The 15936-nt window shown below is 33.2% G+C and carries 19 protein-coding genes; 11 read left to right on the forward strand and 8 right to left on the reverse strand.

The genetic code is table 11. The annotated features are described in order from the left end of the window. Nucleotides 1-304: 304 nt before the first annotated feature. Nucleotides 305-1495 carry a redox-regulated ATPase YchF gene (locus E7Z81_RS01945; protein WP_292743409.1) on the reverse strand — a complete coding sequence of 397 codons (1191 nt, stop codon included), beginning with the start codon at nt 1493-1495 and terminating at the stop codon, nt 305-307. 78 nt (nt 1496-1573) lie between these two features. Here E7Z81_RS01945 and E7Z81_RS01950 point away from each other — a divergent pair, with 78 nt between their 5' ends. Both E7Z81_RS01950 and E7Z81_RS01955 read left to right on the forward strand, forming a co-directional pair. After that, entirely contained in the window at nt 1574-2443 is an 870-nt protein-coding gene (locus tag E7Z81_RS01950) for a metallophosphoesterase (RefSeq protein ID WP_292743412.1), read from the forward strand. Then, the gene (locus E7Z81_RS01955) at nt 2440-4563 is read left to right on the forward strand and encodes a phage holin family protein (RefSeq protein ID WP_292743414.1); all 2124 of its coding nucleotides are present in this window, start codon (nt 2440-2442) and stop codon (nt 4561-4563) included. The genes E7Z81_RS01950 and E7Z81_RS01955 overlap by 4 nt, the downstream gene beginning before the upstream one ends. On the opposite strand, the gene E7Z81_RS01960 is transcribed toward E7Z81_RS01955, so the two are convergent. Beyond that, complete coding sequence (locus E7Z81_RS01960; RefSeq protein ID WP_292743417.1) at nt 4552-5403, reverse strand: hypothetical protein; 852 nt, start codon at nt 5401-5403, stop codon at nt 4552-4554. The two genes, E7Z81_RS01955 and E7Z81_RS01960, sit on opposite strands and share 12 nt — an antisense overlap. Nucleotides 5404-5411: 8 nt before the next feature. Continuing rightward, nucleotides 5412-6188, reverse strand: a complete 777-nt coding sequence (locus E7Z81_RS01965; RefSeq protein ID WP_292743420.1) for a protein-ADP-ribose hydrolase — start codon at nt 6186-6188, stop codon at nt 5412-5414. A gap of 121 nt (nt 6189-6309) precedes the next feature. Here E7Z81_RS01965 and E7Z81_RS01970 point away from each other — a divergent pair, with 121 nt between their 5' ends. The 4 genes from E7Z81_RS01970 (at nt 6310) to E7Z81_RS01985 (ending at nt 10715) form a co-directional block, all read left to right on the forward strand. Then, the gene (locus tag E7Z81_RS01970; protein WP_292743422.1) at nt 6310-6693 is read left to right on the forward strand and encodes a helix-turn-helix domain-containing protein; all 384 of its coding nucleotides are present in this window, start codon (nt 6310-6312) and stop codon (nt 6691-6693) included. A 1-nt stretch (nt 6694) separates the two neighbouring features. Next, nucleotides 6695-7333, forward strand: a complete 639-nt coding sequence (locus E7Z81_RS01975) for a cobalt-precorrin-7 (C(5))-methyltransferase (RefSeq protein WP_292743425.1) — start codon at nt 6695-6697, stop codon at nt 7331-7333. 128 nt (nt 7334-7461) lie between these two features. Then, entirely contained in the window at nt 7462-10365 is a 2904-nt protein-coding gene (locus E7Z81_RS01980) for a hypothetical protein (RefSeq protein ID WP_292743428.1), read from the forward strand. Then, nucleotides 10362-10715: a hypothetical protein gene (locus tag E7Z81_RS01985; RefSeq protein WP_292743430.1), complete on the forward strand. Its 354-nt coding sequence runs from the start codon at nt 10362-10364 to the stop codon at nt 10713-10715. Before E7Z81_RS01980 ends, E7Z81_RS01985 begins: the two co-directional genes overlap by 4 nt. Before the next feature lie 49 nt (nt 10716-10764). Here the strand turns inward: E7Z81_RS01985 and E7Z81_RS01990 are convergent, their stop codons facing one another. Beyond that, nucleotides 10765-11778, reverse strand: coding sequence for an ArsA family ATPase (locus E7Z81_RS01990; protein ID WP_292743432.1), 1014 nt, complete (start codon nt 11776-11778; stop codon nt 10765-10767). Between the two features lie 153 nt (nt 11779-11931). After that, nucleotides 11932-12285: a hypothetical protein gene (locus tag E7Z81_RS01995; RefSeq protein ID WP_292743435.1), complete on the reverse strand. Its 354-nt coding sequence runs from the start codon at nt 12283-12285 to the stop codon at nt 11932-11934. On the opposite strand from E7Z81_RS01995, the gene E7Z81_RS02000 reads away from it, so the two are divergent. Further along, a complete protein-coding gene (locus tag E7Z81_RS02000) occupies nt 12284-12415 on the forward strand; it encodes a hypothetical protein (RefSeq protein ID WP_292743437.1) in 132 nt (43 codons plus the stop codon). The two genes, E7Z81_RS01995 and E7Z81_RS02000, sit on opposite strands and share 2 nt — an antisense overlap. On the opposite strand, the gene E7Z81_RS02005 is transcribed toward E7Z81_RS02000, so the two are convergent. Next, the gene (locus E7Z81_RS02005) at nt 12412-12696 is read right to left on the reverse strand and encodes a hypothetical protein (protein WP_292743440.1); all 285 of its coding nucleotides are present in this window, start codon (nt 12694-12696) and stop codon (nt 12412-12414) included. The two genes, E7Z81_RS02000 and E7Z81_RS02005, sit on opposite strands and share 4 nt — an antisense overlap. A gap of 155 nt (nt 12697-12851) precedes the next feature. Here E7Z81_RS02005 and E7Z81_RS02010 point away from each other — a divergent pair, with 155 nt between their 5' ends. The 4 genes from E7Z81_RS02010 to E7Z81_RS02025 all read left to right on the forward strand — a co-directional run bounded on the left by E7Z81_RS02010 (nt 12852) and on the right by E7Z81_RS02025 (nt 14689). Beyond that, entirely contained in the window at nt 12852-13154 is a 303-nt protein-coding gene (locus E7Z81_RS02010) for a nucleotidyltransferase domain-containing protein (RefSeq protein WP_292743444.1), read from the forward strand. Continuing rightward, nucleotides 13147-13518 carry a HEPN domain-containing protein gene (locus E7Z81_RS02015; RefSeq protein ID WP_292743447.1) on the forward strand — a complete coding sequence of 124 codons (372 nt, stop codon included), beginning with the start codon at nt 13147-13149 and terminating at the stop codon, nt 13516-13518. Before E7Z81_RS02010 ends, E7Z81_RS02015 begins: the two co-directional genes overlap by 8 nt. Nucleotides 13519-14066: 548 nt before the next feature. Beyond that, a complete protein-coding gene (locus E7Z81_RS02020; RefSeq protein WP_292743450.1) occupies nt 14067-14516 on the forward strand; it encodes an FAD/NAD(P)-binding oxidoreductase in 450 nt (149 codons plus the stop codon). Beyond that, on the forward strand, nt 14513-14689 hold the full coding sequence (locus tag E7Z81_RS02025; RefSeq protein ID WP_292743453.1) for a hypothetical protein: 177 nt from the start codon (nt 14513-14515) through the stop codon (nt 14687-14689). The genes E7Z81_RS02020 and E7Z81_RS02025 overlap by 4 nt, the downstream gene beginning before the upstream one ends. A gap of 3 nt (nt 14690-14692) precedes the next feature. Here E7Z81_RS02025 and E7Z81_RS02030 read toward each other — a convergent pair whose 3' ends face one another. Both E7Z81_RS02030 and E7Z81_RS02035 read right to left on the reverse strand, forming a co-directional pair. After that, entirely contained in the window at nt 14693-15295 is a 603-nt protein-coding gene (locus E7Z81_RS02030) for a TetR/AcrR family transcriptional regulator (protein WP_292743456.1), read from the reverse strand. 19 nt (nt 15296-15314) lie between these two features. Next, the gene (locus E7Z81_RS02035; protein ID WP_292743459.1) at nt 15315-15923 is read right to left on the reverse strand and encodes a TetR/AcrR family transcriptional regulator; all 609 of its coding nucleotides are present in this window, start codon (nt 15921-15923) and stop codon (nt 15315-15317) included. Nucleotides 15924-15936: the final 13 nt, after the last annotated feature.

A 15936-nucleotide genomic window follows, 5' to 3' on the forward strand; every position in this document is an offset into this window, starting at 1 on the left:
CATTTATAATTACCCATATATAAAAAATATGAGAGAGCATTTGAAAAGTAATCGAATAACGAACTCAGAGCAATTTTTTAAAACCAAAACAATTTTTCATAATCAAAGCAATTATTTAATAATCCAATAACAAAAAAGTATACTGAACACAAATTCAAGACCCAAAATAGCCTCAAAAAAACGCAAATAAAATAAAACACAATAAAATTAATTAAAAAAGACAGTACCCCCAATAGTGCAATTCATCCACAACTTGCAGAAGTTGTGGTATTCTTGCATTTTAAAGATAAAAAAAATAGAGGATTTAACCTCTTGTTACAATACTGATAATGTCTCCGTCCTGTAGCTCATAATCACTGGCTACACGCATCTTTTTCCTTGCATCAACTGCATGCATGAACTTATCACCGATATCTGTATGAACGATGTAAGCCAATTCCTTAGGTGTTGAGCCTTTAGGAACTAAAAATCCGTCTGGCAAGACATTACCCTTTTGGTCTGTGTATTTGTTTTCATCCTGAACAGGATAAACAACAATTTGGTCCAGCAAGTCAAATATAGCATAGTTGAGTGCTTCCTGAACACCAGTACTTCCATAAACATCCAAAATGCTTGTTTGAATATATTCCAAACCATTGCGTTGAGCATCAGACAATTCTTCAGGCTTTAATATTTCAAAATGATCTTCACCGGACAAGTAACTGATTAATCCGCTTTCAGCTGCCTTTACAAGTGCAAGCTCTGAACCTGCAGAAGTTGGAATTACATTCGGATATTTTTCCTTGATTCTTCTGATGTTTTCAGCTGAAGTCGGCAGGTCAGCCTTGTTTGCAATAATCATCATCGGTTTTGCAATGTGTAAAATATTACGGGTTAAATCAATCAAATCCTGTTCTTCCCATTTGTTGTAATCAGGTTCAATTGTTCTTTTAGCTTCGATAATATCTTCAATAGCTATTCCGGTACCTGATAACTGATCAAAAAGTACTTTTGAAATATCGAGGTGTTCAGCACCTACCTTTCTTATAAGCCTGACCCAATTTTTAGATAATATTCCATACATCCACATTACTATCTCGTTTTCCAAAAATTCCAAATCTTCAAGAGGGTCATGGCTTCCCGCATCAACAGGATTTCCTTCAAGGTCTGTTGAGCCTGAAGCATCAATAACATTAATGAATACTTTAGCCTGCATTAAATCGTCTAAAAACTTATTACCTAATCCTTTTCCTTCATGTGCTCCCGGAACAAGACCCGCAACATCAATCATTTCAATTGGAAGCAATCTTTTTCCATCAACACATATTGAATTGTGAGGATTGCATGTCACACCTAACTCCTGACACGGACAATCTTTAATTACATGAGCAACTGCTTTATTCGCATCAATTGTTGTAAATGGATAATTTGCCATTTCTACAGCAGATGCAGTTGCTGAATTAAAAAAGGATGATTTTCCAACATTTGGTTTTCCACAAACTGCAATTTGAAGCATAATAATCACTTTTCAATAATAACATCATAATGTATGTATTCTAAATTATAAATAGTTTCAGAAGTAAAAGTAATATCAATGAAAGATGAAGAAATAGAACGTCCGCAGGCAATGAAAATTCGTCAGGGCATACAGGATGCAATGACATATTCCTTGCCGGACAAGAAATTTAATCCGAAAAATATCGATTTGGTTGAGATAGACATTGAATTAAATGATTTAAGCTGGAATTTTAATAATTTTAGGATTTTAAATCTGACTGACATTCATTTGGGCCAATGGATTAATCCGGAATACCTAGACGAATTAATAGACTACGTCAATACATTAAATGTTGATTTGATTACATTAACCGGAGATTACTTTTCATACGTTATTGAAGGCTATGAAGAATCCCTGGAAAATTCATTAAAGAAATTAGATGCTCCTTACGGTAAAGTTGGTGTTTTGGGAAATCATGACCATTGGATGAGTTCTGATAAAATCAGAGAAATATTTAAAAATTCAGACATTATTGACTTAAGCAATGATGTTATTACCCTTGAAAAAGATGGAGACCGCATTAACATTTGCGGTGTTGACAGCTGCACAGTCTGCGCTGATGATTTAGACAAGGTTATTGCAAAAATGCCTAAAAACATTCCAAACATTTTACTTGCCCACGAACCTGATTTTGCAAAGGAATCATCACAAACCAATTTATTTGACCTTCAAATTTCAGGCCATTCCCATGGAGGGCAATTTATCATTCCAAAATTTGAAACCACACCATTCAGAGGCCCTAACTCAACAAAATACCCAGTAGGACTATATAAAGTAGGAAATATGATTCAATACACAAGCAAAGGGCTTGGAACCAATTCATTCAGAGTTAGAATTAATTGCAAACCAGAAGTAACAATTATTACCTTAAAAACAACCAAAAAACATAAAATTGAGATAGAATGATTAAAAACAGATTAATCTCCTCATTAAGGACAATAATCACTACTCTATTATATATCCTAGCCAGTGCTGTCGCAATTTATGCAGTGGATTACATAAGCACTGATTTTACTGTTGGCCCCTGGTATAATGCATTCATCATTGTCATAGCGGTTGCAATTGCAAATGCACTTTTGTGGCCAATATTTAGACGTTTCCTGATGAAAGCAATCATATTTACATTAGGCATAGGATCACTATTCATTAACTCAATAATTTTCTATATCACATCTTTATTCATTCCCGGCGTTTCAGCAGGAGTTTATGGAGTCCTCCAAGTTCCAATCATGATGGCAATTGCCACCACATTCGTTACACACATTACCGACACAAATTACTACGACAGTTACCTGAAAAATATTTTAAGATATGCATTAAAGCAAAAAGCTGCATATAAAAAGAAATATCCTGGACTGATCATGCTTGAAATTGATGGTCTTTCAATAAACATCCTTAAAAAAGCAATTAATAAAGGCGTGATGCCCAACATTAAAAAATGGATAGATGACAAGTCACACACATTGAAGGGTTGGGAAACAGATTTATCATCACAGACCGGATCAAGTCAGGCCGGAATTCTCCATGGTAACAATAAGGACATTGTAGCTTACAGATGGGTTGAAAAAGAAAATAACAACAAAATTGTCGTTTCTGGAAAATTAAGCGATGCCCCCGAAATAGAAAAAAGAATAAGTGATGGGAACGGTTTGCTTGTTAACGGTATAAGTATTGCAAATATGTTTTCTGGAGACAGCAAGATTCCCACATTAACATCATCCAAATTAAAAGGCATGAGAAACATTTACAACAAAACATTGGATGCGGTGTTTTTAGATGCCTATAACTATCAGAGATTAATTGTATTGCTCTTATGGGATATTATCCTAGAGTTAAAGTCCCAAATAGTCCATCGTGTGAAAAATATACAGCCAAGACTTAGAAGAACAATTGTTTATGCTGCAGTTAGGGCGGGAGCCAACATAGCTTTAAGAGAAGCAGCAACCGATGTTTTAACAAGTGAAATACTAACAGGCAATATTGACACAGCCTATGCAACATACATGGGTTATGATGAAATTGCCCACCACTCAGGAGTTGAGGATGACGACGTTTGGAAAGCATTGAAATACATTGACTTCCAATTTGCAAAATTAACATCTGCAATTGAAATGAGCGACAGAAATTATGAGATAGTTGTCCTGTCAGACCATGGCCAATCCAAAGGAGCTACTTTTAAACAGAGATATGGAATAACCCTAGGCGATTACGTTAGAAAATTCCTTCCGGACGACATGATGATATTCAAAAATGAATATAATATTGACCACTTCAGAGATGCCGTTATTCCTGAAAATAAACAGATTAAAAATATCAAGAACAAATTTGGAAATATTCGTGACGATTTATTTGAAGATTTAAAATCTCTCCAGGACATTAGGGACGAAGTTGAAAAAAGAAAACCTGCAATAATATTTGAAAACAGACAATATAAAAACATTAGAGACAAATATTCAAATAGCTTAGATTATATTAAACACCATGAAAGTATAGAACAAAGTACTAAAAAAGCAAAAGATTCTGAACTGATTGTTTTAGGATCAGGCAACTTAGGTTTGATTTACTTAACCCAATGGAACCAGCGCCTTACTTATGAAGAGATAGTAATGCTATTCCCAGACTTGATACCGGGTCTTGTAAAGCACACAGGAATAGGATTCATATTAGTTAATTCGATAGCCAATGGAGGAATGGTGATTGGTCAAGATGGAATATACTACCTGGAAACAGATAAGATTATTGGCGAAAATCCTCTCGAAAACTTTGGAGAAAATGCCGCCAAACACCTGAAAAGACAGAATTCCTTTAAAAATATGCCTGACATTCTAGTCAATAGCTTTTATGATGAAAAACATGATGAAGTATGTGCATTTGAAGAGCTTATTGGGTCCCATGGAGGACTGGGAGGTGACCAGACAAAACCGTTTATTTTATATCCTTCCGAATGGGAGGACCCTGGTGATTTGATTGGTGCAGAATCAATTTACAAATTTTTAAAAAAAGAAATAGAGAATTTAAACTCTTGAAAGCCAATAGTCAAAAATCTCTGAAATTTCTTCATCAAAACCTATTGTTTTATCTTTATTTTCAGGAATTGCCTGAGGATGATCCTTATTTAATCTAATTAAAGTAGTGTTTGGATAATTAAAAGTCATCTGCTCAAATGGATATCTTATAATGCCCGGAGTGTTATATCCAACTCCAAGTTCCAGAAATACAATGTTTTTGTCTTCATCAACATGATTTAAAAAATCAGAATATTTACTGTTCATATCATGCCATTTAGCATCTTCAACAAACCTGTTATCAACTCTTAAATTTAAATCCATCTCTTCACCGCAAACAGGACATTTCGGAATTAATTCTGTAGGTATTTTGAAATCTTTAGTATTTTCCACCCATTCAAAGACCTGGTCTTTATTAGAGTATAATTTATCGTGGCATGGCTTGCTGCATTGCAATAGGCCATAATCCCCCTGAGTGGCAAAAATCCTTTCATCATCAAATCCATTTATCCAAAACTGAGACTCAACATTTGTGGTTAATACAAAATAATCCTTATCTTCAACTAATTTCAATAATTTCTGATAAACCTCTGTTTTGCCCACATCATACCTGTTTGCAAAAATATGGAGTGCCCAGTAAGCCCATTTCTCTTCAGATGTTTTGAATGGATAAAATCCTGAAGAGTACATGTCTGTGAAATTATACTCTTTTATAAAATCCTTGAAATATCTTTCAAATCGCTCACCTGTATATTCAATGCCCGCTGCAGTTGAAAGCCCTGCACCTGCACCAATAATAATATAATCCGCATTTTTAATAGCTTCGTAAGCTTTATCTAATCTTTGTACAAAACGTTCCATCTTATCACCTAAAATAATAATCTTTTATAAATTGAATAATCGTCATCTGTAAATACGTTGAAAATCACATGATTTAAAGTGGTTTCATTATTTTTCAAATACTCGCTGACAGTTTTAACGGCAATTTCTGCTGCCAAGTCCTGAGGGAAATTGAATACTCCTGTGGAAATGCAACAAAATGCAATTGAGTCAAGTTCATTATAGCTTGCTATTTCCAAACAGGACTTATAACAGCTTGCCAATGCTTCACAGTCTTCATCAGAAGGTCTTGATCCTTGAGGAATTGCGGGTCCGACAGTGTGAATTACATATTTTGAAGGCAGGTTATATGCTCCGGTGATTTTTGCCTTGCCCACCTTTTCATCCTCATTCTGTATTTTCATTATCGTATTGCATTCATCCCGTAGCTGGACGCCTGCCGCTGAGTGAATAACATTATCAATGCAGTTGTGTAGAGGTATAAAACAGCCTAATAACTTTGAGTTTGCAGCATTGACAATTGCATCAGCTTTTAAGGTTGCAATATCACCCTGCCAAAGCATTAGTTTACCATTGACCTCTTCGATATCCTCAACAGATGTCAAATCTTTGTTTAATGTTTCGTTTGTTAAAAAATCATCCTGAACTTTTAAAAATTCATCAGACACTTTAGAAGGCATTCTAACATTCATCAGTGCACGCAGCAAATTTCTTTTATCATCATAATCCTGTGGAATTTCAATTGACTCTTTTCTTTCATCTATCAAGTAATTAATTAAAAAATCTAATTGTTCGCGTGTATTCATTTAATCCCTCCTAATTTGTTAATAATAATTTATTTTTAGTATTTAAATGATTTTTGTAACTTTTAGGAAACCATGTAACTAAAAAGTAACTAATAAATAATAATTTAATCAAACTATGACTATGAACACCGAAAAAATAGTTTGTCCTGTTGACAGAACTTTAAACCTAATCAATAAAAAATGGAGCATACAAATCATAAGGGATATGTTTTTTGGCAAAAAGCATTTCAAGGAATTTAAAGAGGATAAACCTAAATTAAGCAATAAAGTCCTATCAAATTGTTTAAAAGAACTGGAAGAAAACGGACTTATTGAAAAACATGTTCTGGACACAACTCCCATAACTACAGAATATCACTTGACTGAATACGGCAAATCAATGAACAAAATCATCTATGAACTCGCAATGTTCACATTACATGATGCAAATGACAACAGTTACTCTGACGAAATTAGAAATGATTTGAAAAAAACATTTAAAGAAAAATTAGAGATAAATGATTAAAATGAGAGGTAAAATATATATTGTTGGAATCGGACCCGGTGCAAGCGAATATTTGACAAAAAAGGCTATCGATACTGTCAGGTCAAGTGACTATACCGTCGGCAGCACCCGTGCAATAGACCTGTTTGATGATGTGGCAGGCAAAATTGCTTTTAACGTTAAAGATTTGGTGGATAAACTGGAAGAGGGTGTTCAACTGGCTTGCGACGGCAATACGGTTTCAATATTGTCAACAGGAGACCCTGGTTTTTCAGGTGTTCTAAATACTGTTTTAAGAATTTCAGCTGAAAAGGACTTCCCAAAGGAAAACATTGAAGTGGTGCCGGGAATCAGTTCCCTCCAGCTTGCGGCTGCAAAATGCCACATCCAATGGGACAATGCCAACGTGATGACTTTTCACGGAAGAGAAAATATAGAAGACATCTTGCCGGTTATCAACAATGGAAAAGTGACCATAGCTCTTCCTTCTCGTAAAGTTAAGGATATGGCGCAATTCCTTCTGGACAACGGCGTTGAACCGGACAGGAAAGTTGTCGTGTGTGAGCGCTTAAGCTATCCTGACGAAAAAATTGTAGAGTCCAGTTTAAAAGACATTGCTCAGAGTGAATTTACCTATATGTGCATTATTGTTATATATTAGAGTTATTTACTCTTAAAATTCATTTTAAAAGTTATTTACTATTTAATTTTAAAAATAAAGTTCATATATTAAGTTCTTCATACTTTATTTGTTGATTTAGTTAAAAATTAACAATTAAGGTAGATATTATGAACATGAAAATAAACACCACATGTTTCATTTTATTGCTTCTACTTTTAATAACGGCCGTTTCGGCTGCAGACAATGAAAATGAAACATTAGAAATGATTTCACAACCTGATTCCAGCAAGGATTTATGTAGTGTTAGTGTAGAAAGTAATGACGAACTGCAGAAAACAGATGACGAGAAATTAAGCGAGACAGTCATATACAGCACTCTGATTAAAGAAGGTACAAAGAAAAAAGTTACTTTGAGTGCGCCTAATGTAAAGATGTATTACAAGGACGGCAGCAAATTTACAGCAACTTTAAAATATCAGAAAATGCTAATCGAAAACGCTAAAATCAAAATTCAGATTGACGGCAAAACATACACCAAAACAACCAACAATAAAGGACAGGTTTCACTGAATCTGAATTTGAAAAGTGGAACTTATACTGTTTTAAGCAGCTGCAGCGGAAACAGTGAATTTGAAGGGGCTACCGCCAAAAGTACAGTGACCATCAAAAGTACAATCAAAGCCAATGATTTTTCAAAATACTATAAAAACAGTGCATCATACTCTTCAACATTTTATGATAAAAAAGGAAAGCTCCTGAAAAATACTGCAGTAAAATATAAGCTGAACGGGAAAACCTATTCAGTTAAAACCAGCACCAAAGGAATTGCAAAACTGGCTATTGATTTGAAACCCAGATCATACCCAATTTCGATAATAAACTCCAAAACAACAGAAACAATCACAAAAACTGTCACGATAAATTCTTTAATAGTCAGCAATGATTTAACATTCAGCGAGAACAAAAAAGGAAAATTCAATGTTAAAATATTAAACAGCAACGGTAAAGTCTCAGCCAAACAGAAAGTGACCATCAAGATTGACGGCAAAACCTATACAAAAACAACAAACAGCAAAGGAATTGCAACTCTTGAATTAAGTTTAATTGGAGGAGAATACACAATAACCACCCAATACTCCGGGCTTAAGTCCACAAATAATATTACCGTAAACAAGATTATTAAATCAAGCAGTTTTATCCATACCCTGCTGATACCAACCTATGCCAACATCACAACAGAACATGTCTTCGACTATCCAGGATATACCTTGAAAAGCGGTTTGAATGGGATTATTAAAATGCCTAAAAATGAATTATTCGCCATTCAGATTGGAAATAAAAGCCATATGTTTTCAAATATCCCATTTGACGGGATTACATCAACACTAATAGGTTATAAATACCACTTGATTCCGCTGGATGGCAGTAAAATAATAAGCGACACCGACAAAAGCAAGCTAAAAGGAGAAGGAATAATCATCTCAAGAAGCGGAGGTTTTACACAAATCGATTATCAGTCAAAAACAAGTGATAATGTAGAATTGTTTGGAATTTATGCAGATAAAGGACTTATGAACAGTGAAACATTCACATATATGCAAAATGACAAAATAACCGCAAAAGTCAATGTTTTAACTCAAAGCTTTGACGAATTCGGATTAAGATATAGCCTATCCAAGTTTTACCAAAAAACAATATATGATTTCAATTACAAAAGCTATGATGAAATAACAAATCACAATACCGATTGCATCAGATTCGTCAATACAAATACTCCAGTTACATTTTCATACTTTGGAAAAAGCATTGCAGGTTATGTGTCAAAAGAGAAAATAATTACCAAATTTATTGTTAATGGAAAAGAAGAACTTGAACAGAAAGAGACCATAAGCTACGGATTAGGAGAAAAATATCGAAAAACCGTAGGGTTTGAAGTTCTGCAGGCGTACAGCATAATAACAGAAAAAATCACTTCAAAAACATTGGAAAACTGGGTAAAAAATAATAAGATTTACTTGAACAGGTTTGGTGTGATGAACGCATATGGAATGCATCTGGCTTCACTAGAGACATTCTGGCTTGCAGATAAGTTAGCTGATGAATATTCAAGTGATTTTGGAGTTACATGGAAAAGAACAAAAGCTGCAACAATACTTGGCGGAATAAACCTGGAAGATACTTATCTAAACATTTTAAATGCAGATATGGGAATGGAAGTTAAGGGAAATGCGGACAATATCAATTCATTCAGATTAATAAATTCACTTCAGTTACCCAATATCGAAGAATACTGCTTAGATTCCGTATCATTAAGATATTTGGATTTTACCACAAATTCACAGGACAATATGTACATAGCAATAAACAACAATAAATCCAGTATCGCACAATTAGGAGAAATGCTATACATCTTTTCAGAAGATGGGAGCAACTCAGCAATCATCGTCAACACAACAAGCGGCGTAGCCAGCGTGATTCATGAACACAACAATGCCACATATAAAGGGTCCTCCATTTCAACTGTCTGTGATTGCTGCAGCATTGTTCAACTGGCCAATGACATTATGGGCGGAGTAAATAATGCATTAAACATTTTTTCAAATGCAAAAACTAAAATAAAAGACTTTATGGATCAGATTCACCCCATGAGTAAAATTGCCTATAAAATGCTGACACAGGCAGGAGGGAAAATTTTAACAGGAGTGACAAAAGCAACTTTAGGCATAATCGGAAACATGGTTTTTATTCAGCAGCTTGGAGTAGACTATAGGGAAACCAAAGATCAAAAAGACTGGTATAAATTTATGGACACAATTACATTTACCAGACCTGGTTATCTTCAAAATAAAAAAGTTTACAATATTCCCAATAGTAAAGGAGGATATGATTACCTTGAAGTTAAACTAAATAGTGACTTGAGCCTAGACAGGGACAATGCAATATATATAAGTGATGGAAAATCAAAAAAGTTAAGTAGAGCCGAAACTTATAGTTATTTCAGTGACGAATATTGGTCGCCGATTAATGTCCCAACAAAATATTGGGATAAAAGTTGGACGGGAATGAAATGAACAATAAAGACATAATATTAATAGTAGCATTATTCATCATATTTGGCGTGCTGATTTTTACTACACCATACATTGATGGTCGAATATCCCTAGACATATGGATATTCTTTATTATATTAATTTTTGCAGCAATAATAGTCCGAATAATGATGGCACTTGGAAAAAAATCTAAAAATGAGATAATTGATAATTTTACTAATCAAAACCAGATTATTCAAATATTGGGCATTACATTCTTCATATCAGTCGTATATGAATTAATTACAGGCCATGACTTAAAAATTACCTGGTATTTACTTGGTTTTATAATAATTGTTACATTTTTAGAATGGTTTTTCGAAAAAGAATAAATGGTAAAAAGTTAAAATAATTAATTTATTTTAACTTACTTTTTTAATTTTATAATTGAATAGCTTCCTGAGCTACTTCATCATTGTCTTCATCATCATATAAGATGTGAGCCAATTTTAATAACTTTTCCTGACCTTTAACTTCATCCTTAAATAAAGGAACTTCAGCTATGTGCTGTTCTGGGAACTTTTGGTCAATTAATGCTAAACGTTTTTGCTGCAATTTATGTCTTGAATGGCAGAAATCACAGTCACAGATATCAGGCATTACCTGATTTACAATAACGCTGTCAACGGTTATGTCATATTTTCCTAAAGCTTCCAGAGCTCTTTCGGATTCATAGATTGACATTTCTTCTGGAATTACTACCATTTTGAAGGTTGTTCTGTCAGGGTCTGACAATACTTCTTTTGCCTTGTCGATTTGTTCTTTTGTTCTTTTAAGGTCTTCTGAAGTTTGAGGATCGTCAACTGCATCCATAAATGGCATGATTTTTTTAAGTGCATTTGTTGCAGTTCCGAGTTTTGCTTTAAGCATCATCATTTTACCTACCCAAGAGTCCATAACTTCAGGGAAGGACAATAACCTTAAGGTGTGTCCGGTCGGTGCTGTATCAAACACTACAACATCAAATTCATCTGAATTCATTACACCCATAAACATTTCAAATGCGGCCGCTTCATCTGCACCAGGGGATGATGATGCCATGTCCAACTGGTCGGATAAAAAGTCCATACCCAATAAACCGCCAGAATCATCAGGGTTTGCTGCTTTTTGAGCTTCCAGTTGTGCCTGTTTTTGCTCCATTGCAACATCAGGGTCAATTTCGACAGCAAATAAGTTTGTTTTGATTTCACGAGGATAACTTCCGATAGGAACTTCCAAAGAATCAGATAATGAATGAGCAGGATCAGTTGATACAATTAAAGTTTTTTTACCCTGTTCAGCTAACCATAATGCAGTAGCAGAGGATACTGAAGTTTTACCAACACCACCTTTACCACCAATAAAAATGAATGTTGTTTTATCCTTATTAAATTTAAAATAATCTCTAAATGCCAAGTAATTTACCTCCTTAAATAAACTTACTTTTAGTTACTAAATGTAATTTTAATTTTTTATAGTATATATATTTACTTATTCTCAAAATTAACACTACCAACATTACAAGTAGAGGTTTAGTGCCGAAATTTATAATCACAAAAAAAACTTTGATTAAATTATCACATTAAAAAATAGCAATATAATCATTAAACCTAATGAAATTAAACTAAATTTTTTCATACCTTCAATTCTTTTTAAGTCAAATGGCAATATTTTATTTGCAACATCAGGGGAGAGAACAAAACATTCTAAAAGTAATGCCAATACAACTAAAATTAAATCCATATTCAAAAATGAACCCTTAACAAATATATCTTTTAAAAAATTAGTTAAAGAGACACCTAAAGGCCCTGAACCCGCAGTAATGCCTAAAAACCAATAAAAAATAGGATGATATCCAATATTACCTCCACCATACACTGAACCGTTGTTTTCATTAGAGTATGCATTTCTTCTTAAAAGCATGAATATTCCTGGAAAACACACTGCTAAAGCAAATGCAATGGCATTATATAATCCATATTTTAAAGCCGCACAGAAAAAACCCCATGATACTAAAAATGACGATACAAATAAAAATAAAATTAATCCCTAATTAGTACCTTGCATTAAATCGGAGGAAAATAATTGGAATTTTTCATCAAAAAAGTCACGTTTGTATATTAAAATAGTAAACATGGTACCGACAATAGTAAAACCAGTCATAGACAGCATGAAATCGGATTTGAATAGCAATTTTAATAGTAATGAAATAATGACACTCAAGCAGATGCATTCTATAAAAATGCCCAACGAATAATATTTAAGTTCTTCATCGTTCAAATACACCCATTTTGTCCTCATGATTTCTTTTAAACTTTTGTCCATATTCCTCATGCAATATATTATTTACATATTCTATATAAAACTATTTTAATTGAAATTCCAAGTGATTTTTAGCCTGTGTTATTTCATAAAGTCGCACTTCAAAAATATTTATTATTAATGAAATTGAAACTAATTATATGTAAAAATAATCTTTGGTGAATATCATGAATAGATTAGAAATTGCTCAGGAGTTTGCAAAGACTGTAAATTCAAAATATATCCTTAAAATCATTTTGTTCGGATCCGTTGCAAGATGTGAGGATGGTGAAGATTCAGATATTGATATTTTGATAGTGTCTAATTTTCCTGAAAAAATCGAAGAACAAATCGATGATGAAGTTGCCTGGATTATGCATGAAAAAAGTGAATTAATTTCCGCCCACATCATGTCTGAAGACAGATTCAAAAATACTCAACATTTTTCTTTTTTAAGTAACGTTCTTTCTGAAGGTGTTGAAATTGGATGAAACTCAAGCATTTTTTGATAAATCAAGCAAAAAATTAACTCTTGCAAAAACAGCTTATTCTATGGAGGATTATTCGGATGCCGTTAGCTTATCTTATTATTCCATGTTTTTAGTTGCTAAGGCGTTAATTCTTAAAAAAGGAATTAAACCTCCTAAAACTCATGCAGGTTTAATTCATTTATTTAACACACATTATGTCAAGGAAGATGAATTTCCCTATGAAAAATATAAATATTTAGCATCCACTCAAGCACAACGTGAAACAGCAGATTACGATGCCATCGATGAAATTGATGAAAGGATTGCTAGAAAAAGAATCAAACAAGCTGAAGAGTTTATTAAAGAAGCAGAAAGATTCATATAATTTATTAAAGTAGTTAATCTTACAGTAACTACTGATTTTATATCTTCACTAACAGCAAAAAAACAAATTTTATTACCGACGATGACAGTATTTTATAAATTGTCTGAAAATAGTAACCTTATGATTTTCCATAATCACACTTTAGTACTAAATGTAATTTTAATTTTTTATAGTTATATAAAGTTAGTTATTTTAGCAAATATTGCAACCTCAACCACATTATTTTTCATGATTTTTTTGTAAGACCAGTTTAATCCCACCAATCACAGGCCAGGAAATTAATTATGTGTTTTTCGTCAATTCCTTCATAATCATGATGTTCATGAATGTTGAATCCGAAGTTATGAGCGAAAAACAGCTCACCTCATCAGCGAAAATCCACAGGAGTTTTTGAATACTTTCATTCAATTAGTATCGCCAATCAATTTTATAATTAATATGACCCCGCCCAATATTTAACATAGATTAAAATATGCACGTATAAATTGTACAATCTTATTTATATCAATAAAAATATATCCATTTGTACAATTCATGGTGAAAATATTATGCATATAGTAATAATCGGTGCCGGTGCGGCAGGTTTGACACTGACATCCAACCTAAGAGATAAAAACAACGAGACAGAAATAACCGTATTTACAAGAAACGAAGAGATTGCATACTCTCCTTGTGCCATTCCACTGGTGCTTGGAGGATCTGTTGACTCATTTGATGACATAGTAATGCATGATGCAGATTACTATCTAGACAAAAATATCCAGATACACTTGTCCACCGATGTGACTGATGTGGATTCATTCAAAAAAATCATAACCTACAAAAAAGATAGCGATACCGAAACAATGACATATGATAAGCTTGTGATTGCCACAGGATGTGAAACTATACCCCCTGAATTTGAAATCGAAGATATGAAAAATATCCATTCTCTGGCAAACATTGCTGACGGAAGAGCTATCCAAAAATCAATTGAAGATAGCGAAGATATCGTATGATTTCGGATGCTGATATTTCATCAAAAATAGATATTCTGTCATTAATCATTTCAAATGACATGAAATGCTTTGAAATCATTCAAAAGGAATTTTCTTATACCCCATCATTGACAACTGTTGTAAATCCTCTGGTTCAAGTGGCATTGAAAGTTGCCAAAAAGATTGATAAATAGTTTTCACTGGCATTTGATGGTCTGCCAAGTCATATCAAAATTTTTCTCAAAAATTAAATCAATATCTGCATCCGGAAAATTTAACCAGAAATATTGAGTTCCCATATACAGGATATGCAATGAATCTACAATGTTTTCGGTTGAAAAGTCCTCGGAGATTTCATTTTGCCTTTTGCCCTCTTCGACAAGATCTGTTAAAAATATTTTAATATCATTTTCTGTTTGTGAAATTATCCTGTTGACGTCATTATGGGCATGACCTATTGAGGTTAAAAGAAGAATTACACTGCTATAATTGATTTTTTCATTGATGCTTTCAATTTCCACACCTTTAATATAGTGATGTAAAATATTGAGCAATGTGTCATGGATTCTGTCCTTTGATGAACCTTCAAGAATGATTTTATCAAAATCGACTTTAATATAATCCACCATATACTTTTGAAGAATTGCTTCAAATATCTCGCTTTTATCTGAAAAATAATAATATATGCCGCCTGTTGTCAGTCCGGTATAATTTCGAATTTCACTAATTGAAATATCAATTGATCCTTTCTCCAATATTAGTTTTAGTGTTTTTTCAGCAATCAAGTCTTTGGTGTTCATCTAACCGCCCGTGTTTAAGTTATTCTGTGAATTTTATCTTTTCCCATTCCAAATCAAAATTATCTTCGAAGTCCTGAATCATATCATCAATTAAATATACTTCCCATTTATATTGAATTCCCATGTACATGATAATTAATGACTCTACAATGTCTTCCGTTGAGAAGTCCTGTCTAATTTGTCTGTTTTTTTGACCTTCCTCAATAATTTCTGTGAGAAAATCCCTCAATTCCTTTAGAATACAATGAGTATACTCCCCATAATTTTCATAAGCAAATCCCTCTCCGGTTAAAACCAGCAATACTGATCTGTAGTCTATATCACCATCAATAGATTCAATCCTGATTCCGGTTTCTTTTTGCCTGAAAATTTCAGCCATGACATCATGGATTTTTTCTTTTGCATTACCATTTATCTGTCTGAGCGTGTCTATATTGAATCTGTAATAATTCATATAATATTTTTCAATAAGTTCATCGTATATTTCTTCCTTATTTGAAAAATAGTGATATATTCCACCAATTGCAATTCCGGAGGATGCACTTATTTCTCTAATAGAAATGAGAGAGTCTTGTTTTTCTATCATTAATTTTAAAGTATTTTCTAAAATTAACTGTTTTGTATTCATACATTAAACAATT

Origin of the sequence: Methanobrevibacter sp., assembly GCF_015062935.1 — an archaeon.
Classification (GTDB): Archaea; Methanobacteriota; Methanobacteria; order Methanobacteriales; family Methanobacteriaceae; genus Methanocatella.